Source organism: Erysipelothrix enhydrae (assembly GCF_035066605.1).
In the GTDB taxonomy this organism is placed as follows: domain Bacteria; phylum Bacillota_I; class Bacilli_A; order Erysipelotrichales; family Erysipelotrichaceae; genus Erysipelothrix; species Erysipelothrix amsterdamensis.
In genome coordinates, this window is record NZ_CP125807.1 from 791,032 (window position 1) to 814,360 (window position 23,329).

A 23,329-nucleotide genomic window follows, 5' to 3' on the forward strand; every position below is an offset into this window, starting at 1 on the left:
TATAATGTAAGTGAAAAGAGGATTTGTATGCATAAGAAATTAGTTTTAGCGAGTCAATCACCAAGAAGACGAGAATTAGTAACGAAACTTGGGGTGGCTTTTAATGTTGTATCACCGACAAGTGATGAGACCCTTGATTCATCGCTTACTGTGGAAGAACAAATAGAAAGAATATCTGAAGAAAAAGCATTGAGTGTTTTTGAGAACTATCAAGATTGTGTTGTCCTAGGATCAGATACCGTAGTTGTGTTCAACGGAGAAGTTCTAGGGAAACCTAAAAATGAAGAAGACGCAAAAGATACTTTAATGAAATTATCTGGATCAAAACATGACGTCATTACAGGTGTATGTCTTGTATCATCAGAATGCAAACGTGTATTCTCAGTTAAAACTGAAGTTGAATTCTTTGAACTAACAGAAGCAGAAATCGATGCTTATGTTGCAACCAAAGAACCGTTAGATAAAGCTGGTAGTTACAGTATACAAGGGTTTGGCTCTGTATTTGTGAAAGAAATTGTTGGTGACTTCTATTCTGTAATGGGTCTACCAATTTCTCGAGTAAATCAAGAATTAATCCACAACGAGTGGTAAAAAAACGAAGCAATTCGTTTTTTTTATGCATTTTATATCAAAAATTATAAGTTTTGTTCCATATTTAACCTAAATTTCAATATCTTAAGGTATTGTAAGGGAGTAATAACTATTGGTAGCAAAACTATCATGCCTTTCAAATGAAGGAATAAAAGGTGCGTGGGGCATCTTTTATTTTAGATAAAATAGCGTATAAAACGTTATTTTTTTTCGCATTTGCTTATTTGTCTCAATATGTCATGATATAGATAGAGAATGAAAGTAGAAGGTGTTATTGTGGATTACGAAATAAAGGAATTAAATTATGAGGCGTTCATTCCCATCTACAACAATTTTATGGTCAATGATTTCCCAGATGATGAATTAAGATCATTACACAGTATAAAAAGAATGTTTAGGGATGGACGTTACTCTGTTTTAGTTATGGTTGAAGATGATGTACTTCTTGCTTACGCAAACTTTATAACTGATGAAGAAGGACGCGTTGCGCTCCTTGATTACTATGCTGTGACGCAAGCCAGACGTGGTCAAGGGATTGGGACACTGTTCTTACAAAAAATACGAGGAACCCTTGATGTTGATGGATTATTGATTGAGAGTGAAAGACCGGATAAGGCTGAGACAGAAGAAGATCGCATCACTCGCACAAAACGTATTGGTTTTTACGAACAAAATGACTCTATAATCACTGAATATACTTGGGAAGCCTATGGTGTTATCTATAATTTATTATATCTTCCAATTGGTAAAGACGTTGAAAATGTAGATGTTGGATTCAAAATTAAAGAAATGTATGGATTTACCTTACCAAAATCATTATTAGAAAAGTACACAAAATTATACATCGAATAAAAAAAGAATCTCGATCAGCTCGAGATTCTTTTTATTTCCTGCGTACTTTATAGAGTGCTTTTGTAATGGGAATGGTAATTAGAGTGGATACAATCGCTTCTGGAATCCCGTTAAAAATGATTACACTAAGAATTGCTTTAGTGACAGCTAAACCTTCTATACCGCGTGCGGATCCATAAGCATCTTTAAAGAGTAAATAGATGAGGCTCATAACTAAAATTGTATTCGTCATTGAACCGATAAAACCAGCTAGACCAAGGCGAATTGAGTTTTTTTTAATGAATTGACTTTCTACAATATAGTAAGGAACGATCCCTACCAATATTCGAGGAAGGAGTGCAATTATTAATGCAAACGGACTTCCTGAAGTCGTTCCGATAACGGGAACCAGTGGCGAGAATGCAAAGGATAGTATGGATGGGCTGATGGTATTATTGATGATTGAGTTTATACCAAAAATTAATCCTAATCCAGCGCCTGCTGTTGGTCCTAAGATAATTGATCCGATAATAACTGGAATGTGAACAATTGTAGCCTTGATAAAACCAAGATGTATAAAACCAAGGGGCGTTATTGAGAGTAAGATAATAATTGCGGCAAAGAGGGTAAAGAGTGTGTAGTTTAAAGTTTTCTTTTTAGCTTTCATAAGTACGTCCTTTTTGTGTCCACCATGTTAGTAGACCTTGTAGTAATAAGTCGGGTTGAAAATTCCATGGAGCATTACATAAGGGTAAAATTGCTTTCGAATTTCCACCCGTAACAACAAACGTGGTATTCGGATAGTCTTGGGATATAAGTTCGCGATAGTTTTTTAAAACGGATGCAGTGCCAAATATAGCTCCAGATAATATATTTTGTTCGGTATTTAATCCGAGATAATGGGGCGTATCATTAAGATTAATGGTTGGTAGAAGACCTGTTTTTTCTCCAAGGACACTTAAGCCAAGACGAACACCAGGCATAATGGCGCCACCTTTAAATTGATTGTCAGAGAGCACATTAACCGTTGTGGCAGTCCCTAAATCAAAAACTGCAATGTTTCCTCCGTAAAGTTCTTTTGCGGCGTACAGAGCGATAATACGGTCCATTCCCAGCTTGCCGTAAGGGTAAAGAGAAAAGTCTATCTCAAAATCATCACCGTGATCTAATACTTTCGCATTTAGCTTGAAATAAGAATCCATCGAACATTTAATTAATTGTGTCTTATCAGGCCTAACGGATGCGATAACACAAGCATCGATGTGTTCGTGTCGATTTTGAACTTCGAAATACTTTAAAAAATCATTTTGGGTTTGGTACGCATGAGTTGGGATTGTAAACTGATCAATCAAATCGTTATCCCCAAATCCAAATGCAGTATTGGTATTACCGATATTAATTACACAAATCATGCTGTAACTCCTTCTAAAGCCGAATCAACATACGCGAGTATTGTTTCAATTTCTGCTAGTGCGCCTTTACCATAATCTCCACATGCTAATAAGGAACTTCGTGGCTCAACCTCAATCCACCCTCGTTTCCGTAGGATGTCTAAATTATCGGTTGTTGCTTCATTTTCATACATATAAGTATTCATTGCGGGAGCAATAAGTCTAGGAATACCATGGACCGCCAATGTAGTTGTCGACAACATATCATCCGCAATGCCATGTGCAATCTTCGCAATGATGTTCGCAGTTGCAGGTGCTATCAGAAGCAAGTCTGCAGACTTAACTAAATCAATGTGCATGATTTTATTTGGATCATCCTCATTTAAGACATTATAATGAACAGGATTTTTAGTCAGTGATTGCAATGTAAGTGGGGTAATAAATGCTTGTGCAGAATGGGTCATAATCACATGAACCGTATAACCTCTTTTTGTGAGTTCATTGGCTAAATCAGCAGATTTATAAGCTGAAATACTACCACTAACACCTAATAGAATTGTTTTCATATCGACTCCTGACTCTTTTTATAGAGTATTTGTACAAGTGAAGAAGCAATCTCTTCCTTGGTATGCGCTTGGTGAATCAAACCTGTTTGATCAATAAAGTAAGCAATGTGTTCACTGTGGTGAATATCTTCTAAACGATTCGCCACGACAAGATCACTTCCGGCTTGGCTAATTTGAGAAAAGGCTGCGTTCTTCAGTGATTCTAAATTTGTATTGGATAATAATTTAAATCCGACTAGAAAGACATTTGGTTGTTTTGTTTTAAGTTGATTGATGACCTTAGGGGTTTGTTTCAAGGTCAAAACAAGATCTTTATTCGCAGACGAAATCTTCGAACGTGTTGGTTCTTTTGAATCCAGTAACGCTTGTTTAATTTCCTCTTTAGACGGTTTAGATGTTTTCGCTAATAGCGTATGAATGCTTGCGGACATGGCCTCAAGTGAAGAGATTGTGTCAACCTCATAATCACTGATTGCCATTGCGTGAATCATGACATCAAAAGAAACAGAATCAAAAAGTAGTGTAAGAACTCTCGAAACGGAATCTACCGTATCGACCTCATACTGTCTACAGGCTAAACTCGGAAGAGCACTGCCTTTGGCATAAACATAATAAACATTCGCACCGGCTTCAATAAAAGCATCTGCAATTTTACTTCCTAGACGACCTGTAGAAGTATTGGTGATGCGTCGAACTGTATCTATGGGTTCAGAAGTTCCTCCCGATGTGATACAAACGTTATAATTTGTTTTCATAAGAGACATCCTTTGCTAGAATCATTGCGCGCAGTTGTTTAAACTGCTCATCTACATTGGCTTCAGTAAGTCCCCCTAAAAGTGAATAGACACTTAAACCCTCGATCATAAACATCATATGATCACGGAGTGCATCAATATTAGGGTTCACGACATAGTTCTGTTTAACACCTAGAGATAACATCTCTTCAAGTGTATTTCGAATATTATCAACCTGAGCTTCTCTAAAAGCAAAATCTGCTTCCGATTTATGAGTAAAATGATACTCGTACATTGCTCGCAACAAACTCTCGCTCATATTAAGCAGTCGCTTCTTCTGTGTTAAGAAATAAGCATCCAACAATTCCAAAAAATCAACATTCTGATGGACTGAATCACGTATGCCTTCAAATTTACGACGCTCTCGTGACAAGACGACGTCTTTAAAAATTTCTTCTATTGAGCTGAAATATAGGTATATTCCCCCACGACTAATTTCACATTCCTCGATAATATCTTTCATCGTAACACCTGCATACCCCTTACGACAGAAGACAAGACGTGCTTTTTCGAGAATAAGTTCATATTTAGCTTTACGCATGGCTTCATTTGAAACACGAGTCATTGAAACACCTCACTTAATGACACTTGTGTCATTTTTCTAAATTTATTTTATGACACAGATGTCATTAAGTCAAGTGTAAATAAAAAAGCCATTAAAATGGCTTGGTATCACAACACATTGTGATGACGTGATCGGCTTCATCAATAATCTTGAAACCAAGGTTTTGAAACAACTTTAATGAAAAGGTGTTGTGGTTTCTTACTTGCGCATAAATTTGTGGGATTCCTAATACCGTAGCGCGAAATAACAAACCTTCCACCGCGGCAGTTCCAATATGTTGGTTTTGATATCTCGGATCAACAATAATTTTTATTTGATTTCCTATCAGTGCGACACTTCCGCATTGATGAAAGGTATCTCCGTTTAGAATTTCAATATAATAAAGTTCGCCATTCTCAGCGAGATTTGTATAATAAGACGCAACTTCTTGATCAGAAAAGATCATCCGATCTCCGCGTAGAGCAAACATCAAATCCTCATTTTCCATCCATGATCGCGCTTCATCCGATAAGACATCAAATTTCACAAGATGTAAAGTTTCTGATAAGTGTATAAAAGCAGGTTGATTTTTTGTATTCATATTTACCCCTCCTTTAAAACAGTCTAACATGTGCTAGGCAGGCACTTGGTGAATGTTTATGGAAAATTCAAATGCGCGTGTGTCTTTACATAAAGGAGCAGGTATTGTATATTTGTTGTACTTTAAAGGAGGATACGATGAATACAATTATAGGACTTGGTATTGTACTTGAAGCCTCAGATAAAACAATTGGACAAATTGAAAATTTCCTGGATCTTGTGGACAGTTATAAAACTAAAATGGAAATTACACATCCTAAAGACGGTGACTATCACGATTGGATTACCGAAACTGTGGATGGAAATATCTATACAACAATCGAAAAACTTGCTTACCGAACATCTTACGCTGATATCGAATTTAAGATTGGAAACAAGGATGTGGAAACACGCATGAGTATCACCAATGAAACGGATGCATTGGTCGTAAAATTTGATATTGTGGAAGAACATCTGCTACCTGAAAAGAGTGTAGAACATTTAGAATCAGCAACTCAATTAATGACTAAAGTTTTTGAGATTATTGATCGTAATGTGGAGTACGAGTACTTATTCTGTGACAATGAAGCAGAATATCTCTATTCAAAAGAACGCTTACTCGAAGTGGGTCATCAACCCTATGCACTTTTCAAAATGAATGACCGCAATACAGTCTATGCAGAATGGTATCTTGATGGTTTTACCTTAAGAGGGTCCCATTAAACAATGAAAAACAGGTCTTTAAGATCTGTTTTTTTTATGAAATAATAAAATTTTAACTTAATAAATATGTGTTTGATTCGATTCTATTTCTCAAATAAAGAAAACTGCAAGCAGCTGTAAGTAGGAAACTGTTAAAGGTATCACGAATCGTAGCATCTTTATAGGTTTTTATCCAATATGGACAAGAAAAGGGCAGTATTTAAAGGATAAAAGAAGTATGCTTAGTACTGTTTGGGAGGAGATGTCCATGAAAGAAACTAAAAAAATTAAAAGAAGAATTATTCTTAGTATTTTCGTATTAATTGTTGCATGCGCATGTCTATATTACTTAGTTACATTTGATGCGGGTGAGAGTCCTCAAGAATTTCCATATGAGAGTGGAAACTATATTGTGGGAACAGATTTAGATCCAGGAGAATATATGCTTCTTACGGATCAAGAAGGCTATTTTGAAATAAGAAATCAAAATTCATCACAGATTAAGAGCAACGATAATTTTAAAGGGAATTCAATTATCACTTTAAATGAGAATGAAGTAATTGAGGTTTCAAGAGCACTTATATATCCTTATATAGCGTCGCCAGAACTCAAGCCTCAAGCAGATGGCATGTATAAGATTGGGGAACATTTAGAAGCTGGAACGTATAAATTAAAAACTGAATTAAGTGGTTATTATGAAATCACAACATCGTCTGATCATAATGTCAACGATATTCTTGAGAATAATAATTTTACGGATACAGTTACGATTTATGTTAAGGACGGGGAGTATCTAAAACTTAATTCAGCCTTGATTCTTGAACGACCATCATCATAATCACAATAAAAAAATAAAAAGCACGTAGTGGTCAAAGATTAACCAATACGTGCTTTGTTTTAATTTTAATGGTGCCGCCACCGAGAATCGAACTCGGAACTGAGCATTACCATTGCTCTATTTTACCATTGAACTATGGCGGCATTGCATTACTATAATACTCAATGTAATTCAAAAAATCAAATACTATTTTAAATAATCTTGGTGGAATAATTGTTTAGTTAAGAATAACCATTATTTAGTAATGCTTTACTAATTTTTAGAAGTAACTTTTACTGATGAAAGCGGTATAACTGTGGTACAATGTTAAAAAATAGGAGGCAAGTATGAAGGATTTAACTTTAGTAATATTAGCTGCCGGAATGGGAAGCCGTTACGGTGGATTAAAACAAATTGACAAATTCGGAAAAAATGGCGAGGCAATCATCGACTTTTCAATCTATGATGCAATTCAAGCAGGATTTAATAAACTTGTATTAATTATTCGTGAGGAACATGAAGCAATTTTTGAAGCAGAACTTGTTGGTAAGATTAGACCGTTTATTAATGTGGAATATGCTTTCCAAAGTACAAGTGATGTTCCAACGTGGTTTGAAGGGGTTGAAGGCCGTGAAAAACCTTGGGGAACAACACATGCGCTGCTTGCTGCACGTAACCATGTATCGGGACCTTTTATGATTATCAATGCAGATGACTATTACGGAAAAGCTGCTTTTGTGGAAATGGCACGTTTCTTAAATGAAGATGTTACAGATCAACAGGCTGCAATGATGGGATACATTGTGGACAATACAATCACAGATAACGGTACGGTAACACGTGGTGTATGTAAGAATGTTGATGGTTTCTTAACAGATATTGTGGAAACAGATGGCATTAAACGTACAGATAAAGGTGTTGTCGGTGGACCTGATGAAACCTTAATTCCTGATGGAACACAAGTTTCAATGAACTTCTGGGGCTTTACACCTGCAATCTTTGATTTAATGGAATCAAAATTTGAAACATTCTTAAAAGAAGATGTTGCGAAGAACCCTATGAAATCAGAAGCACTTCTACCCAACGATGTAGGATCTTTAATCAATGACGGTAAATTATCGGTTAAAATTTTAGATACACCCGATCGTTGGTTTGGTGTTACATATCAAGAAGATAAACCAATGGTTCTTGCGCAGTTTGCGAAGTTCCAAGAAGATGGTACTTACCCAGAAAAACTTTGGGATAAATAATTTACGAAAGGCTACGAATTATCGTAGCTTTTTTATTGCTTGAAAGGTACACGGTGGAATTAATTGTAAAGCTGTCGTATTATAGAATCATAAAGGTAGGTTAATGTTATGTATGAATCAAATTTTCAATTTTATCCCCTAACAATGGATGAAAAACCACACAGTGTTCGTGTGGATCTTAATGCACTTGTTTTCGAGGTAGATTATCCCCATCTCTATGTCGTGAGAAAGCCATATAAGGGGCGAGACAACGGATTTCCAACAGAAGTGGCTTTTGATACCTTGAATACATTTGAGGTCGCTATAACCGATCTCTTAAGTCCTATGGATATTCATTTTATAGGTGCTATCACAGGTAATGATGTTTGTGACTATTTCTTTGTATCCAGAGATTGTATAGCCTTTGAATCCACCCTCAAAGAACATTTCCCTCAAGAAGTCATCGGAGTCATTGTTCGTGAACATGATGATTTTGAAATCTACAAAAGTGTACTGTACCCAAATGAATTTCAAATGGCTATCATCTATAATCAAAATCTTTGTATGAATCTTGCAAACGAAGGTGAACGATTTGAAGTAGAACGGGATGTAGAGGTATTAACAGTTTTTGAACGACTTGAAGATGCACAACAGTTTAGACAACATTTCGAAGGATTTACCGATAGCATCACCTTTGAACCACGGGAAGATGGCATGATCCAAACACGTATGATTGCCTCGATTGTGCCGACATTACCCATAATGAATGGCATATCACAACACATCGTAACGCTAACCAATCAATATAACGGATATTACGAAGGTTGGAAGTGTAACGTACACAAATAAAAAAGGATTGAGTCGGCATAAATACCGATTTCAATCCTTTTTTCTAAGACTATGCTTGATCTTTGATTGCTTGTTCTTTAAGAATTAACTTACGGTTCCAAACCATAAGAACTGCTGAGATCGCACCGGCAATAGCAACACCGACCCATTTATACTCAACAAGTTTTACCATCATAAATGGTAACCATGAACTACCATAATCAATACTTGAAATCAATGCGGAACCACCAGGGATTGCAAAGTTGGCTGCTTTCGCAGCTTCAGTAAAGATTGGCGCAATGTTTGTACCGATTAAAAGACCAATGGATACGGTAAAGATTCCAACGATTAGAGTACGGAAGAAGTCTCCACCACAAAGCGGTGCAATTAAAACAAACATAAATGGTAAACCTGCAAGACTTGCGAAAGGCAAGAATTGGTTACCAGGAATAATAAAGGCAAGAATGATTGTAATTGGAACCATTACAAGTGAAATCGTAAGGGTAACGGGATTACCAACACCAACAGCTGAATCAAGTCCAATAAGAAGATTTGAGTTTTCGCCATATTTCTTTTGAATTTTAGCTTGAACTGCTTCACTAATAGGCATTAAACCTTCCATAAGAATTGCGGACATTTTAGGTGTTAAGACAAGAACTGCGGCCATAACAATTGCCAGGTTTGTAATGCCTTTGAAATCATAACCAGCAACAAGACCTAATAAAATCCCAACAAATGTACCAAGAATTGCTGGATCACCAAACATACCAAATTTTTTCTGGAATGCTTTTTCATCAAGCTTAATTTTATTAATACCAGGAATCTTATCGATAATTGCATTTAAAACATATGCGATTGGTGCAAAAGATGCGGTAAATGCATGTGGAATTGAAATGCCGGGTAAACCAAGTTGTTTTTCAACAAGCGGTGCAGTACGGTCTCCAATAACCATAATAATCACCATATTAAATGCTGCCATTAAAAGACTGACAATTAAATCATTGGTAATCATAAATACAAGAGAACCAGTAAAGGCAAAATGCCAGAAGTTCCAAATATCAACATTAACTGTTTTTGTTGTTTTGGTTGATAACATAAGAATGTTAACTAAAATACCAACAGGAATAATTAATACTCCAACAGCTGAACCAAATGCAATAGCACTTGCAGCCGGCCAACCAACATCAAGAACTGTTAAGTTAAGACCGAAATTCGCAACCATTTGCTTTGCAGCAGGTTCCAAGTTTTTTGTTAATAACTCAATTACGATATTTAATCCAATAAAACCAATTCCAACCATTAATCCTGATTTGAATGCTTTACTAAATTTAACCCCAAGTGCTAACGCAAAGATGGTAAAGATAATTGGCATCATTACGGCAGGACCAAGATCAACAATAAAATTTAAAATTGACATGACTATGCTACTCCTTTAGTTAAAATATCTAAAATTTCCGTTTTCGATTTTCCTTGTAATAATTGATTTAAAAAATCATCATCCGAGAATGTACCCATAAGTTTACTTAAAATTTGAACTTGTTCCTCTTTGTTTTTCACAAGTAAGAAAAAGAATAGTTTTACTTCAAGATCATTATCGGTGACCATTTCTTTATATGAAATCGGTTGTGATACACGTACAAATGCAATACCTGGTTTATGAATGTAACTTGAATCTACATGGGGAATTGCGACGCTGCATACAGGTGCTGCGAGTCCAGTAGGATAAGTTGCTTCACGTTCCTTAAGAGCATTTAAATACGCTTCATTAACATATCCAAGATATTTGAGGTGTTGATTCATTACATCAAACAACTCATCTTGAGATGATACTTCTAAATCTAAAAATACTAAATCTTCATTAAACACTGCAATCACCACGTTTTCTATAAGCCAAGGATTTCAATTACGTTATCGATTGTTGCTTGAGCGCCCATGCCTGTTAAGAGGGATAGACCTGATACAACGGGAATACCATAACCTTCTCCACCTTGAGCTATAGTTACGATCACATCTTGATCGGATGCGATGGACGGTAATTCAGCTAGAGAAGTTTGAATAAATTTAACTTGATCAAGGAGGCCTTTTGCTTCAAGTCCTGCTTTAAGTTTTGATGTGGCAACAGTGCTTGTTGCGATACCTGATCCACATGCTACAATAATAGTTTTCATAAAATACCTTTCCTACTCAATAAAGAGCGATTTCATATAAGCAATATTCTTATTTTTAATAATGTTTGACACTTTATATTGATGGTCAATTTCTGCATAGAGTTCCGCGAATAAATCGGAATAATGTGTGCGATGGTCTTGATCAATGAGAATCATGAGAATAAGTTGAACGCGATCATATTTCCACGGGATGGGTTTATCGAGAACACATACCACGATGGAGGGTCGATATACAGAACCTTCGATATTGTGAGGGATACAAACGAGGTTACCGACTTCAGTAGAACCAAGCACTTCGCGTTCTATAATTGATTCTTGACACGCTTTATCGATATAGCCAAGATTGAGGGCTTTCTGGCTCATCAATTCAAGAAGTTCTTGAGGTGTTTGCGTATCAGGATTTGCGATAAAAAGTTTTTCGTCGAATAAATCAGCGACCGAATGCGAATTTGAAGGATTGCCTTTAATATATCGCTTAATATGCGCGATATCTCGATCTGTAACAATTGCGGAAACGACAACTGTAGGAACCCCTAAATTACGATCGATGTGAACTGTGGAAATGAGTAAATCCACATCGTCCATATCGTGCTTATCAAGTTGATAAAGAGCACTGACTTTTTTAATTTCAAGTGCATCGCCAAACTGTGACTCCAATTTTGCTTTAAGCAACATAGCGGTACCGACTCCTGTAGTGCATACAACAATTGCGCGTGTTGTCTCACTCTTTTCGTCTTGTCGGGCTCGCTCGCGAGCACCGCAGAAATGAAGTGCGAGGAAACCAACTTCATCTAAATTGAATGCTATAGCGTTTGTTTTTAAAAAGTGAAACGCAAGAACCTTCGCAATTTGTATTTCGAATGGATAATTCTTCTCGATCTCATCCAACAATTCATTGCGAATTGAAAGTCCAAGTTCAATACGTTTTAGAGCACTTTCTAAATGGGTCATCAATCCTTGTTTAAGAATTTCATCATGACGGAAATCACTACCGTAAATTCTATAAATGTCATCGAGGGCTTCATTGAGGATTTGTAAATTGCGATGAGACTCAGAGTTAATGTTATCAACATCTGTATGGAGTTTTTTCTGAGAACTTAAATGGATATAAATATTTATGATTTCACTTTTTGGAATTTTAAGGGTTAATGCCTCTTCCAGCATTCCCGCTAAGGCTTCAGCACATAAATAAGCATTTGAATCGCTATTAATTGATGTGGTTGTGTTACTTAGACCGAGCTTACCTTGTTCAATACGTGTTAAAGCAATTTCAATGTGAATCGAAAGATTCTTAAACCCAATGTCTGTAAGATGCAGTTGATACTTTTGAATGCATGTTACAATAATGCGTTCAATAATATCCATACGCGGTGTGTTTTGACCGATGATTCGGTTGATATCAATGGTCGATTTTTCCAACACAAGGTAATCGTTAATGAGGCGACGAATGCTGTTTTCATCACCTGTTAGGACTAAACCACGTTTATAATCGTTTTCAAGGAAGATATGATATTCCCTTAGAATTCGTCTTACGCTGACCAGATCTCTTTTAAGTGTTGATAAACTTATAAATAAATTGTCGGCAAGGGCCTCTAATGTAAAATAAGTACCATTCAAAGTTCCATTCGCAATTTTACGAATAATCCATTCAACCCGAGATTGTCTTACATTCGGTAATACGCTATTATCAAACTCATCGTTATAGAAATACGTTTTCCACATTTCGTTTTTAAATGAGTCGTCAATAAGATAGCCTTTACCGCGTAAGGAGGTGATTGCCATGCTGCGTTTTTTTAGGATGCTATCGATTGCTTGAACTTCCCGTTGAACCGTTTTGCTCGATATATTCAGTTCAGTTGCAATATCATCGCTGGTAATCGCATCATGAGCATTGATTATCAACAAAAGAATACTATTTTGTCTTTGTGTTAATTCCATCAACATCACCTCTCATTCATAGTTTACTTTATTCTATATAGTGTGCAGTTCGTGTTTGTCCTTTGTCAACAGACATGCATAATGATGTAAGTCGGTTAGGTAACGACATAGTGAAAGGCGAGTTGGTAAGAATTCGGGAGGCCTTATGATATAATGACCAAAGAAGATTTAGTGGAGGAATGTTGTGAAGTTATTGATTGAAAAAAATAAGATGAGTATATTTGTGGTGTTGAATTTACTCTTAACGATAGGGATGAATTTAGGACACCCTGTAACACCAACCTTATTAAAATCATTGGATTTACCTCCGCATGTTTTTGGTTTATCCTTTGCGGCGATGTGTTTAACGAATTTTATATTTGCGCTTGTTTGGTCAAATGTCGCAAATGGAATGAAGAAAACGCGTATTTTAATGATTTCATCGATTGGATATGCTATTGCGCAACTGTTATTTGGTTATGCATTAAATCGATACAGTATCTATTTTGCGAGATTACTCAGTGGTATCTTTGCGGGGGGATTCCAAGTTGGACTGATGAGTTATGTTGTGAATGAAGCACCTGAGGATCGTCAATCTCATTACATTACGATATCTTCGATTATTGTGAGTGTTGGTGCTGCCCTTGGTTTCTTTATTGGCGGTTATCTGGGTGATGTATCCGTACGCTTAACGTTTGTAATTCAAGCGGTATTCCAAATTGTTTTAGGAATTATGTTTTATTTAATCTTAGGAAGTCATGAGAAAATTGAAGAAAAAATGGAATGGTCCATGATTCGCAACTCGAATCCGTTAAAAGTTCTTCAGTCATCACGTCATTTAATGAAAGATGTTGTCTTAATCTTATTGATTGTGACCTTCACGTCTTCCGTTGGTACGACATTATTTGATCAAAGTTTTAATTATTATATTAAAGATATTTTTAACTTCGTACCCAGTCAAAATGGGATTATTAAAGCCATTACGGGATTGTTTGCGGTTGTGTTGAATGTGATTCTGATTCGTCGTCGTAATCGTAAAAAACAAGGGGTTGAGCTTGGGCTTTTAAAAACAGTGTTTATTGCGATGGGTTCGCTTGCGATCATTGTAAGTTTTAGCCAGACATCAAAACCTTTTGTTGGTTTTGCACTTGCATGGTTTGGAATGTATACAGTAATGATTCCAATTCTTCAAAATTCAGTTATCTCAAATAAACACAGTGTTGAGGAAGGAAATCAACTTGCCGGTCTTTATAACTCACTTTTAATGCTTGGGAAAATTTTCGGTGCATTACTAACAAGTTTAATTTATACGATTTCACCCTCATCAACCTTTATGTTTGCAGGCGTTATCTTTATCCTGTCATTTATAATTCTATTAAAACCAGAAAAAAAATAAAATAATAAGAGGCATCGTTACACATACGATGCCTCTTATTACATTTTAAGAACACATTGATTAATGGGTTCTATAATTATAGGTAATAGGAGGAATGAATATGAAAAATATTGCGATAATTGGTGGCGGAAACGGCGCTCATGCTGCAGCCGCAGATTTAACGCTTAAAGGATTTTCAGTAAACTTAATTGAAGATGCACGATTTAAACATCATATGCAAACGGTTTTTGATTCGTTTCAAATTCACGTTACAGGGGTTTTGGATGGTATTGCGAATCTTAAATCTGTAACAACAGATTTACAAAAAGGTATCGAAGATGCGGAGATTATAATTGTTGCGGTACCAGCCTTTGCTCACAAAGATTACGCTTATCGGCTAGCACCATGCTTGAAGGAAGGTCAAACAGTCTTCATTGTTCCTGGTACATTTGGAAGTTTAATCTTTAAGAAAGCCATGGAAGATGTTGGTAATCAGGCGAATGTTGCCTTTACAGAAGCTCATACGCTTCCTTATGCGACCCGAATTATCAAACCGGGACATGTCATGATTATGAGTCGCTTTAACCCACTTAAAGTAGGTGTATTACCGGCAAAAGAAACAATGCGAGTATGTCATTTATTGTCTGAACTTTATGATGGCATTCAACCTGTGGAAAGTGTTGTTGCCTGTGGATTAAACAGTTTGAATCCAGTTATTCATGTTCCAGGATGTATACTAAACGCTGGACGCATTGAAAAGGCACAAGGTGAATTCTACTTTTATACAGAAGGATTTACTTCGTGTGTTGTGCGTACAACAGAAACTTTGGATCAAGAACGCATCCATCTTCTAGAAGCTTTCGGATATAATTCTGAAACGGTTAATAAAGGAGTTGGAGGTCCAAATGCATCGGATGATCTTCATAAAGTAATTTCAGAAAACGAGAGTTTTGCATCGATTAAAGGACCTGCCGATGTGAAGGGAAGATATTATTCTGAAGATATTCCCTTTGGGTTAGCTACTTGGGCTAAATTAGCATCACATCTTCATATAGAAACACCAATTATGGATAGTTTAGTGACTTTGGGTTCTTCTATTTTGGAGAAGGATTGCTGGGCAATGGGCCCAAGCATGGAAGATTTAGGTCTTAAGGATATGAATATCCAGCAAATAAAAGACGTTATAGAGTAAAAAGAGTCCAGTGCGAATGCACTGAACTCTTTTTATTTGAATAATGAACCGATTATGTTCCCACCAGCGATAAATGTACCGATAGAACTAAACAGGGATGTGATTACAAAAATTAGTAAAATTCGTAAAACTTTATTTTTATACCACATTTTTGGATGTGTTGCGTGTTCGGATAAGGAATCAAAGTCTTCAAAGGTTGGCGGTCTTTGATATGCTTCCATGAGACCTGCAAACATGCCAACACCTAAAACAGGTGAAAGGGTTCCAATCCAAGCGGTAAGTGCGGTCGTGAGGATTGTAAGGGGGTGTGCTAGGCACAAGAGGGCACCTAAGGTTGCAAGGCCACCACTTAGTGCAAACCAAACGATAAGGTCATTAAGCGCCATGTGTGGGTTTTTAAGCGTGAGGGCAAAAAGTAAGGCGATGATAACGCCGGGCACAATCCATCCTGAAATATTAAACCGTTTTTTAGCGGGGATTTGATTCAAATCGTATAGTGAATGTTCGTGATTAAGGGACTCAATAAGACCTTCGGTATGTGCAGCACCCACAACGATTACGATTTCTTGCTCGGGAAGGGCCTTAATTTTTTCGGACATATAGGCATTACGTTCATGTAAAAGGCTTTTGGAGATTGCAGGTAGTTTTTCATCCATCTCCCGAACTGCTTCAAACAACAAATCACCCTGTTTTAAATTTTCTACATCAGCCTCGGAAACATCATCATCTTCAAAGACACTAAAAAGAAGTGTGGAAAGAAGTGAGATTTTCTTAAAAAATGTGAGATTACTCCAAATACGCTTAAACGTTACTTGAACATCTCGATCAATATAATGGATTGAAGCATCAACATCTTTAGCACTCTCAATCGCCTGTCTCATTTCTTGTCCAACGGACGTATCGAGATCATCAGCAAGTTTTTTCTGATAAGAAGAAAGAACCAAGGTGGCGATAAAGGCGCCAACCCGTTTGGTTTTTATAATTTGTTTAATATCGATTTCTTTATACTTATCAGATTCCATGAGATTTCGAGCACGATTATCATCCAATTCAATGCAAACGGCCTGTGGTTGTATTGTTTCAATTGCCTGTTGAACATCAAGAACAGATTGTTTAGATACGTGAGCAGTGGATACAAAATGCAGTGTTTTATCTTTAAATTTAATTGTCTTCATAATATACCTCATGTCATCATCATAACAAATTATAAATGCCACCCATAGTACCGGATCTAAATTTACGGTTAAACATTAAGATTACTTAAGAATATAATAAAAGAATGATATATTTTTTTCATTTCTTGTCGATTATAATCAATTCGAGGGGTGAGCACAATGTTAGACGCTAATCTAAAGAAAATACGATTAAAAAGAAAATTAACGCAGCGTGAGCTCGCGAAACGTGTAAATTACTCCCAACAAGCAGTCGCAAAGTGGGAAGTAGGTATTTCAAATCCCGATATTTCAAATCTCGTAAAGATATGTGAGGAATTGAATATTTCTGTTGAGTGCCTATTGTGTCAAAAACCAAAGCATATGCAAGAGTTTGATGAGTGGAGCTTACATTTAGCGTTTTATCATGTATTAAACTTATGCGCAACACATCAAGAAATAGGTTTAAATATTCGCGAACTTGATGAGGAAAATAAAATTAGACTTATTAATGACCTGGTGATGTTCTTACGAAAAAAAGCACATTTAATCACAGACGAATGTAAATAAGCGGATGCATCGGACATTCGCTTATTTTATATAACAATGAAGATTATAAATATTATTTCAATTTGTTTGAAATAACTGACACTTATATCATAAAAATCTTGACTTTTCGATTAAAGTTGGTAAAATAACTATGTTATCAATTAACCAAAGACAGTAACGGGGCAACCTTAATAACGTTACCGAGGTGAAAGTATAAAACTTTTGAACCTGTCTTTTGGATAGGTTTATTTTTTTTGGTTTAATTTGATTTCCGAGATCGAATGGAGGTGAATCATTTGCGTACAGAAATTTTAGAAAATAAAAAAGCTGTTGTTGCAGAGATTCAAGATAAAGTAATGAATGCCGGATCAACAGTTATTGTTGAGTACCGTGGACTAACCGTAGATCAAATGACTGAACTACGTCGTCAACTTCGTGCAGAAAACGTTGAATTTAAAGTTTATAAAAACTCAATGTTCCAACGCGCTGTCGAAGGCACAGACTTTGAAGGTTTAAAATCCGAATTAACAGGACCTAACGGTGTTGCGTTTGGAGAAGATGCTGTTGCGCCTGCTCGAGTATTAGCTAACTTCGCTAAGAAGAACAAAAAGTTAATCCTTAAAGCTGGTATCGTTGACGGTAACTTAGTAGACCAAGAAGAAATCAAAGAACTCTCAGCATTACCAAACCACGATGGCATGGTTGCTATGTTGGCTGGAATGCTCCAATCACCAATCCGAAGCTTTGCTTACGCTGTATCACAAGTTGCTGAACAACGTGCAGAAGGCGGAGAAGTTGTTGAAGAGGCAGCAGTTGCTGAAGAAGCACCTGTTGTAGAAGAAGTAAAAGAAGAAGCTACAGAAGCTTAATTAAATAGGAGGAAATATTAAGATGGCAAAATTAACATCAGAAGAACTAATCGCTTCCCTAAAGGAAATGACAATCTTAGAATTAAATGAATTAGTAAAAGCAATCGAAGAAGAATTCGGAGTTTCAGCAGCAGCACCAGTTGCAGTTGCAGCAGCAGCAGACGCTGGCGAAGAAGAAGGACCAAGTGAAGTTTCAGTAATCTTGAAAGAAATCTCAGGTTCAAAAGTTGGAGTTATCAAAGCATTACGCGACATCACAGGTTTAGGTATGATGGAAGCTAAAGCATTAGTTGACGGAGCACCAACAGCAATTAAAGAAAACATCAAACCAGCAGAAGCAGAAGAAATCAAAGCTAAACTTGTTGAAGCTGGCGCAGTTGTAGAAGTTAAATAATTAACACGTTAAGAAGGATATTCTGTGAGTCATTACTTTACAGACAATTCTAATTTGAATAAAAACCGGAGAGATATCCCTTTCCGGTTTTTAGACATTAGTTTTTCAGTTATCTCGGATGATGGGGTTTTCTCGAAAGATGGTCTCGATCGCGGTACCGAAGCACTACTCAAGGTTTGTGTGGATCAGCCCTTAAAAGGGAAGGTTGCCGATCTTGGATGTGGTATCGGGGTTGTTGGCGTTATACTTTCGCATTTCTTTAGTGACATTGAATTGACGGGCGTAGATATTAATCCGCGTTCGGTTGAACTCGCCAATATAAACTATGAAAAATATAATGTGAATGGAATTAATAAAATTCAAGATGGATTGGATGGCTTGTATGACTTTGTAATCAGCAATCCGCCGATTCGTGTTGGAAAAGAAAAAATGTATTCTTTATTTGATAATGCTTACGATGTTTTGAACAAAGATGGGATGTTTATCTTTGTGATTCGTAAGTCACATGGAGCAAAGTCTGCGCAAGCGAAATGTGAAGCATTATTTGGTAATTGCGAGTTATTGAAAAAAGAAAAGGGATATTACATCTATTGTGCCTCAAAGCGTTGACTGTAACCCACATTAGTGATAATATATATAATTGCATAATAGTGGATTTATGCGCGTTTTTTTGGTTGTTATAAAAAGTACAGGAAAGGATGGCATAAATGGAGAAAAACCAAGTATATAGTGTAAAGAAATTTGGTAATAAGGCTACCCGTCGTGATTATTCTCAAGTTAGTGGAACCTTAGAATTGCCTAATTTGGTAGAAATTCAAACGGATGCGTATGAATGGTTTAAAAACGAGGGACTCTTTGAAGTTTTTAACGAAATCTATCCTATTCAAAGCTATAATGAAAATGTAAAACTAAAGTTCATTGATTATTCTTTTGGTGAACCTAAATATAACGTAGACGAATGCCGATCACGCGAAGCAAACTATGCTGCGCCACTTCGAGCTACAATGCGTCTAGAAGTAATTAATAAACAAACTGGTGAAGTTATTGAAAAAGAAGAAGAGGTGTTCCTCGGTGATCTTCCTTTAATGACAGAAACAGGAACCTTTATTATTAATGGAGCGGAACGAGTTATTGTTTCGCAAATTGTGCGTTCTCCTGGAGCGTATTTTAAGTCTGAAAATGATGATAAAACAGGTCGTGATACGTTCATGTCCGAATTAATTCCAAGTCGTGGTACTTGGTTAGAATTTATGAGTGATGATCGTAAAGCGGCTAATGGTCGAGTTATCAACATGAAAGTTGACCGTAAACGTACAATCGTTTCCACAATTCTTTTCAAGTCTTTTGGTTTAAGTCTTGATTTACAAGAAGGTGAAGATGCGTTTGATACACACTCATTTAAAACGTTCTTAAACGCTATGAATTTACCTGTTTATGATGAATGGGAAGAAATTGATAGTGAAAAACGTGAATTCTTAACTTTATATGCGTTACTCTATACAGCATTCTTTGGAAACTATCCTGAGATTGTTAACTCATTAGTATTAGATAAAACTGTTACGTTCGAAGATTCATTACGTGTAATGTATGAAAACCAACGTGCTGATGAAATTCCTACAACTGACGGTGCTATCAACTTGATGAACGCGAAGTTCTTAGATCCACGCCGTTATGACCTTAATAAAGCGGGTCGTTATAAAATTCATAAAAAACTCGAAGTTTACAACCGTGTAAATGGAACAGTTCTTACAAGTGATATTAAAGATATTAACGGTAATGTTGTTTTTGAAAAAGGAACTCACATTACACGCCGTGATGATGTCTTAAAATTACGTGAAGTATTACGCGAAGGCGGACATATGAACGTATTCCCACTTAAGAATATCTTCTCAGCACCTGATGTTCGTGATATTACAGTTGATGGTACGCTTCATTTAGTTGGACGTATTCTATCAAAAGATATCGATGGTGATGATTTTGAGTTTGAACGCGGAACAGTTCTTACAGCAAGCGACATTGAAACCTTAAAAGGTGAAGATATTCAAATTTATACAGGTATTATGGCTAAAGAAGTCGTAGTAACAAAAGATAACGTATGGGCAGTTCTAAACTACTCACAACGCTTATATACTGTTGGACGTATGCTTGATGCTTCTGGAGCAGATATGATGTCTGCAAAAGGTAATTTAGTTGCGGATCGTTTTACACCAAATTACAATGTACCAAAAATCAATAAAACAAATGAAAAATTAATTGTTGATTCTTTAGAAGACGGACCTGTAACAATGTGGTTAGTTGGAGCAGCAATGCAAGAATTATTTGTTGCACAAGAAGATGATGAAACAGAAATTGTTAAGATTGTTGGTATTGATCCATTACTTGAAAAAACAACAATCGTAGCTTCAGATATCTATGCTACATATTCATATTTCTTAAACTTCATTGATGGTGTTGGTAATGAAGACGATATTGACCAATTAGGTAACCGTCGTATTCGTACTGTTGGAGAATTAATCCAAAATCAATTCCGTATTGGTTTAAGCCGTATGGAACGTGTTGTTAAGGAACGTATGTCAATCTCTTCAGATTCATCAAACTTAACACCGAAAAATCTTACAAACGTTCGTCCATTAACGGCAATGGTTAAAGAGTTCTTCTCTTCATCCCAATTGTCACAATTTATGGACCAATTGAACCCACTTGCAGAACTTACAAACAAACGTCGTATTTCAGCTTTAGGACCGGGTGGACTTACTCGTGACCGTGCTGGTTTCGAAGTTCGAGATGTTCATACATCACACTACGGTCGTATTTGTCCAATCGAAACACCTGAAGGACCAAATATCGGGTTGATTTCGAACTTAACTTCATATGGAAAAATTGATAAGTATGGATTTATTCAAACACCATACCGAATCGTTACTCCAGATGGAAAAGTTACTGAAGATATTATCTACCTATCTGCAGATGATGAATTTGAATATGTTATTGCGCAAGCGAACGAAGTTCAAGATCACAAACTTGTGAATGAAGAAGTTGTTGTTCGTTACCGTGGTGAAAATATTCTTGCACACCGCGATACGGTAGAACTTATTGACGTGAGTCCAAAACAAATCGTTTCTGTTGCGACTGCAGCGATTCCATTCTTGGAAAATGATGATGCTTCTCGTGCCCTCATGGGTGCCAACATGCAACGTCAAGCTGTTCCGCTTTTAAAACCTAACTCACCATTCGTTGGTACGGGTATTGAACACCGTATTGCGAAGGATTCAGGGAGTGCGGTAATTTGTCATGAAGACGGAATCGTTTCTTATGTTGATGCAAACCGCGTTATTGTAAACGGAGTATCAGGAAAAGAACGTACTTATTTACTACAAAAATTTAGACGATCAAACCAAGGAACATGTATTAACCAAAAACCATTAGTGGCACTTGGTGAAAAAGTTTCAAATGGAGACATCCTTGCTGATGGTCCATCCATGCAAAATGGTGAGCTCGCTCTTGGTCAAAACGTTACAGTCGCATTTATGACTTGGAACGGTTATAACTATGAAGATGCGATCATCATGAGTGAACGTCTTGTAAAAGAAGATGTTTATACATCAATTCATATTGAAGAATACACACTTGAAGTTCGTGAGACAAAACTTGGACCTGAAGAAATTACACGTGATATACCAAACGTGAGTGAAGTCGCATGTCGTCATCTTGACGCGCGCGGAATCGTTATGATTGGTGCCGAAGTAAAAGAAGGCGATATCCTTGTTGGTAAAGTTACACCTAAAGGACAAAGCGAAATTTCTCCGGAAGAAAAATTATTACTTGCAATCTTCGGTGAAAAATCACGTGAAGTACGTGATAACTCACTCAAAGTTCCACATGGTGCATCAGGTATCGTTCAAGATATCAAAATCTTTAGCCGCGCAGAAGGGCATGACTTGCCACCTGGAGTAAGTGAATCTGTTAAGGTTTACATCGTTCAAAAACGTAAAATCCATGAAGGTGACAAGATGGCTGGACGTCACGGTAATAAAGGGGTTATCTCTAAGATTCTTCCTGTAGAAGATATGCCATACATGGAAGATGGTACACCTGTTGATATTATGCTTAACCCTCTTGGGGTTCCAAGTCGTATGAACATTGGACAAATCTTAGAATTACACCTTGGTATTGCAGCGAAGAACTTAAATATTAAATTTGCTACAAGTGTTTTCGATGGTATTGAAACAGATGAACTATTCAATATCATGAAAGAAGGTAATGTCTCTCCAGATGGTAAGATGGTACTCTTCGATGGACAAACAGGAGAACGTTATGATGAACGTATTTCTGTTGGTGTTATGTACATGCTTAAGTTATCTCATATGATTGACGATAAACTTCATGCTCGTGCAACGGGTCCATACTCTCTTGTTACACAACAACCACTTGGTGGTAAAGCACAAAATGGTGGACAAAGATTTGGAGAAATGGAAGTTTGGGCACTCTATGCATATGGTGCTGCAAACACACTTCAAGAAATCCTTACAATTAAGTCGGATGACGTTAATGGACGTACGAAGACCTACGCCGCTATTCAAAATGGTGAAGATATTCCTGAACCAGGAATTCCAGAATCATTCCGAGTACTTAAACATGAACTCCAAGCACTTGCACTTGATGTAAAATTCTTGGATGAAAATAGAGAAGAAATCAAAGAAAGTCTTGTAGATGGTGATGAAGAAGTTGCTTCAGTACCATCCCAAGATATTCCTCAACCAGAAATCGTTGTGGAAATCGAAGAAACTAATGAGGTTGAGTCACTTAACCTTGATGAGCAAGCGTAGAAGGAGGCGGTAATCT

Annotated in this window: 24 protein-coding genes, 1 tRNA gene and 1 other annotated feature; of the genes, 13 read left to right on the top strand and 12 right to left on the bottom strand. The window is 36.6% G+C overall.

What is annotated here, in order from left to right; all coding sequences use genetic code 11:
• Nucleotides 1-27 precede the first annotated feature (27 nt).
• The gene (locus LLS04_RS03925) at nucleotides 28-591 is read left to right on the top strand and encodes a Maf family protein (RefSeq protein ID WP_254007129.1); all 564 of its coding nucleotides are present in this window, start codon (nucleotides 28-30) and stop codon (nucleotides 589-591) included.
• A gap of 276 nt (nucleotides 592-867) precedes the next feature.
• Complete coding sequence (locus tag LLS04_RS03930; protein ID WP_323612045.1) at nucleotides 868-1,443, top strand: GNAT family N-acetyltransferase; 576 nt, start codon at nucleotides 868-870, stop codon at nucleotides 1,441-1,443.
• Nucleotides 1,444-1,474: 31 nt separating this feature from the next.
• Here LLS04_RS03930 and LLS04_RS03935 read toward each other — a convergent pair whose 3' ends face one another.
• From LLS04_RS03935 to LLS04_RS03960, 6 genes are all read right to left on the bottom strand, one after another.
• Entirely contained in the window at nucleotides 1,475-2,089 is a 615-nt protein-coding gene (locus tag LLS04_RS03935; RefSeq protein WP_323612046.1) for an ECF transporter S component, read from the bottom strand.
• Nucleotides 2,079-2,834, bottom strand: a complete 756-nt coding sequence (locus LLS04_RS03940; protein WP_323612048.1) for a type III pantothenate kinase — start codon at nucleotides 2,832-2,834, stop codon at nucleotides 2,079-2,081. Before LLS04_RS03940 ends, LLS04_RS03935 begins: the two co-directional genes overlap by 11 nt.
• The gene (locus tag LLS04_RS03945) at nucleotides 2,831-3,379 is read right to left on the bottom strand and encodes a phosphopantothenoylcysteine decarboxylase (protein WP_254007133.1); all 549 of its coding nucleotides are present in this window, start codon (nucleotides 3,377-3,379) and stop codon (nucleotides 2,831-2,833) included. Before LLS04_RS03945 ends, LLS04_RS03940 begins: the two co-directional genes overlap by 4 nt.
• Nucleotides 3,376-4,134, bottom strand: coding sequence for a phosphopantothenoylcysteine decarboxylase domain-containing protein (locus LLS04_RS03950; RefSeq protein ID WP_323612049.1), 759 nt, complete (start codon nucleotides 4,132-4,134; stop codon nucleotides 3,376-3,378). The genes LLS04_RS03945 and LLS04_RS03950 overlap by 4 nt, the downstream gene beginning before the upstream one ends.
• Entirely contained in the window at nucleotides 4,118-4,738 is a 621-nt protein-coding gene (locus LLS04_RS03955; RefSeq protein WP_013852469.1) for a TetR/AcrR family transcriptional regulator, read from the bottom strand. Before LLS04_RS03955 ends, LLS04_RS03950 begins: the two co-directional genes overlap by 17 nt.
• Before the next feature lie 91 nt (nucleotides 4,739-4,829).
• Nucleotides 4,830-5,318: a GNAT family N-acetyltransferase gene (locus LLS04_RS03960; protein WP_323612050.1), complete on the bottom strand. Its 489-nt coding sequence runs from the start codon at nucleotides 5,316-5,318 to the stop codon at nucleotides 4,830-4,832.
• A 137-nt stretch (nucleotides 5,319-5,455) separates the two neighbouring features.
• On the opposite strand from LLS04_RS03960, the gene LLS04_RS03965 reads away from it, so the two are divergent.
• Nucleotides 5,456-6,019 carry an Imm64 family immunity protein gene (locus tag LLS04_RS03965; protein WP_323612051.1) on the top strand — a complete coding sequence of 188 codons (564 nt, stop codon included), beginning with the start codon at nucleotides 5,456-5,458 and terminating at the stop codon, nucleotides 6,017-6,019.
• A 247-nt stretch (nucleotides 6,020-6,266) separates the two neighbouring features.
• Complete coding sequence (locus LLS04_RS03970; protein ID WP_323612053.1) at nucleotides 6,267-6,836, top strand: hypothetical protein; 570 nt, start codon at nucleotides 6,267-6,269, stop codon at nucleotides 6,834-6,836.
• Between the two features lie 69 nt (nucleotides 6,837-6,905).
• Here LLS04_RS03970 and LLS04_RS03975 read toward each other — a convergent pair.
• Nucleotides 6,906-6,979, bottom strand: a tRNA-Thr gene (locus LLS04_RS03975).
• A gap of 183 nt (nucleotides 6,980-7,162) precedes the next feature.
• On the opposite strand from LLS04_RS03975, the gene LLS04_RS03980 reads away from it, so the two are divergent.
• Together LLS04_RS03980 and LLS04_RS03985 are read left to right on the top strand one after the other, a co-directional pair.
• Entirely contained in the window at nucleotides 7,163-8,065 is a 903-nt protein-coding gene (locus LLS04_RS03980; protein WP_323612057.1) for a nucleotidyltransferase family protein, read from the top strand.
• A gap of 108 nt (nucleotides 8,066-8,173) precedes the next feature.
• Nucleotides 8,174-8,893, top strand: coding sequence for a DUF695 domain-containing protein (locus LLS04_RS03985; protein ID WP_323612059.1), 720 nt, complete (start codon nucleotides 8,174-8,176; stop codon nucleotides 8,891-8,893).
• Nucleotides 8,894-8,942: 49 nt separating this feature from the next.
• On the opposite strand, the gene LLS04_RS03990 is transcribed toward LLS04_RS03985, so the two are convergent.
• From LLS04_RS03990 to LLS04_RS04005, 4 genes are read right to left on the bottom strand one after another with little or no spacing between them, the layout of a single operon-like run.
• Nucleotides 8,943-10,289 carry a PTS galactitol transporter subunit IIC gene (locus LLS04_RS03990; protein ID WP_123171982.1) on the bottom strand — a complete coding sequence of 449 codons (1,347 nt, stop codon included), beginning with the start codon at nucleotides 10,287-10,289 and terminating at the stop codon, nucleotides 8,943-8,945.
• A gap of 2 nt (nucleotides 10,290-10,291) precedes the next feature.
• Entirely contained in the window at nucleotides 10,292-10,738 is a 447-nt protein-coding gene (locus LLS04_RS03995; RefSeq protein ID WP_323612062.1) for a PTS sugar transporter subunit IIA, read from the bottom strand.
• A 17-nt stretch (nucleotides 10,739-10,755) separates the two neighbouring features.
• The gene (locus tag LLS04_RS04000; RefSeq protein ID WP_323612063.1) at nucleotides 10,756-11,040 is read right to left on the bottom strand and encodes a PTS sugar transporter subunit IIB; all 285 of its coding nucleotides are present in this window, start codon (nucleotides 11,038-11,040) and stop codon (nucleotides 10,756-10,758) included.
• 12 nt (nucleotides 11,041-11,052) lie between these two features.
• On the bottom strand, nucleotides 11,053-12,978 hold the full coding sequence (locus LLS04_RS04005) for a BglG family transcription antiterminator (protein ID WP_323612064.1): 1,926 nt from the start codon (nucleotides 12,976-12,978) through the stop codon (nucleotides 11,053-11,055).
• Nucleotides 12,979-13,162: 184 nt separating this feature from the next.
• Here LLS04_RS04005 and LLS04_RS04010 point away from each other — a divergent pair, with 184 nt between their 5' ends.
• Together LLS04_RS04010 and LLS04_RS04015 are read left to right on the top strand one after the other, a co-directional pair.
• Nucleotides 13,163-14,353, top strand: a complete 1,191-nt coding sequence (locus tag LLS04_RS04010; protein WP_323612065.1) for an MFS transporter — start codon at nucleotides 13,163-13,165, stop codon at nucleotides 14,351-14,353.
• A gap of 100 nt (nucleotides 14,354-14,453) precedes the next feature.
• Nucleotides 14,454-15,524: an NAD/NADP octopine/nopaline dehydrogenase family protein gene (locus LLS04_RS04015; RefSeq protein ID WP_323612067.1), complete on the top strand. Its 1,071-nt coding sequence runs from the start codon at nucleotides 14,454-14,456 to the stop codon at nucleotides 15,522-15,524.
• Nucleotides 15,525-15,556: 32 nt separating this feature from the next.
• Here the strand turns inward: LLS04_RS04015 and LLS04_RS04020 are convergent, their stop codons facing one another.
• On the bottom strand, nucleotides 15,557-16,699 hold the full coding sequence (locus LLS04_RS04020) for a TraB/GumN family protein (protein WP_323612069.1): 1,143 nt from the start codon (nucleotides 16,697-16,699) through the stop codon (nucleotides 15,557-15,559).
• A gap of 159 nt (nucleotides 16,700-16,858) precedes the next feature.
• Here LLS04_RS04020 and LLS04_RS04025 point away from each other — a divergent pair, with 159 nt between their 5' ends.
• The 5 genes from LLS04_RS04025 (at nucleotide 16,859) to rpoB (ending at nucleotide 23,313) form a co-directional block, all read left to right on the top strand.
• Nucleotides 16,859-17,245: a helix-turn-helix domain-containing protein gene (locus LLS04_RS04025; RefSeq protein ID WP_323612070.1), complete on the top strand. Its 387-nt coding sequence runs from the start codon at nucleotides 16,859-16,861 to the stop codon at nucleotides 17,243-17,245.
• A gap of 126 nt (nucleotides 17,246-17,371) precedes the next feature.
• Nucleotides 17,372-17,485 (top strand) — a sequence feature (ribosomal protein L10 leader region).
• Between the two features lie 35 nt (nucleotides 17,486-17,520).
• Nucleotides 17,521-18,093, top strand: a complete 573-nt coding sequence (gene rplJ / locus LLS04_RS04030) for a 50S ribosomal protein L10 (RefSeq protein WP_123171976.1) — start codon at nucleotides 17,521-17,523, stop codon at nucleotides 18,091-18,093.
• A gap of 22 nt (nucleotides 18,094-18,115) precedes the next feature.
• Nucleotides 18,116-18,487, top strand: a complete 372-nt coding sequence (gene rplL / locus LLS04_RS04035) for a 50S ribosomal protein L7/L12 (RefSeq protein ID WP_003775867.1) — start codon at nucleotides 18,116-18,118, stop codon at nucleotides 18,485-18,487.
• A 24-nt stretch (nucleotides 18,488-18,511) separates the two neighbouring features.
• The gene (locus LLS04_RS04040) at nucleotides 18,512-19,096 is read left to right on the top strand and encodes a class I SAM-dependent methyltransferase (RefSeq protein WP_323612071.1); all 585 of its coding nucleotides are present in this window, start codon (nucleotides 18,512-18,514) and stop codon (nucleotides 19,094-19,096) included.
• Between the two features lie 98 nt (nucleotides 19,097-19,194).
• Nucleotides 19,195-23,313 carry a DNA-directed RNA polymerase subunit beta gene (gene rpoB / locus LLS04_RS04045; RefSeq protein ID WP_323612073.1) on the top strand — a complete coding sequence of 1,373 codons (4,119 nt, stop codon included), beginning with the start codon at nucleotides 19,195-19,197 and terminating at the stop codon, nucleotides 23,311-23,313.
• The last annotated feature ends 16 nt before the right edge of the window (nucleotides 23,314-23,329 follow it).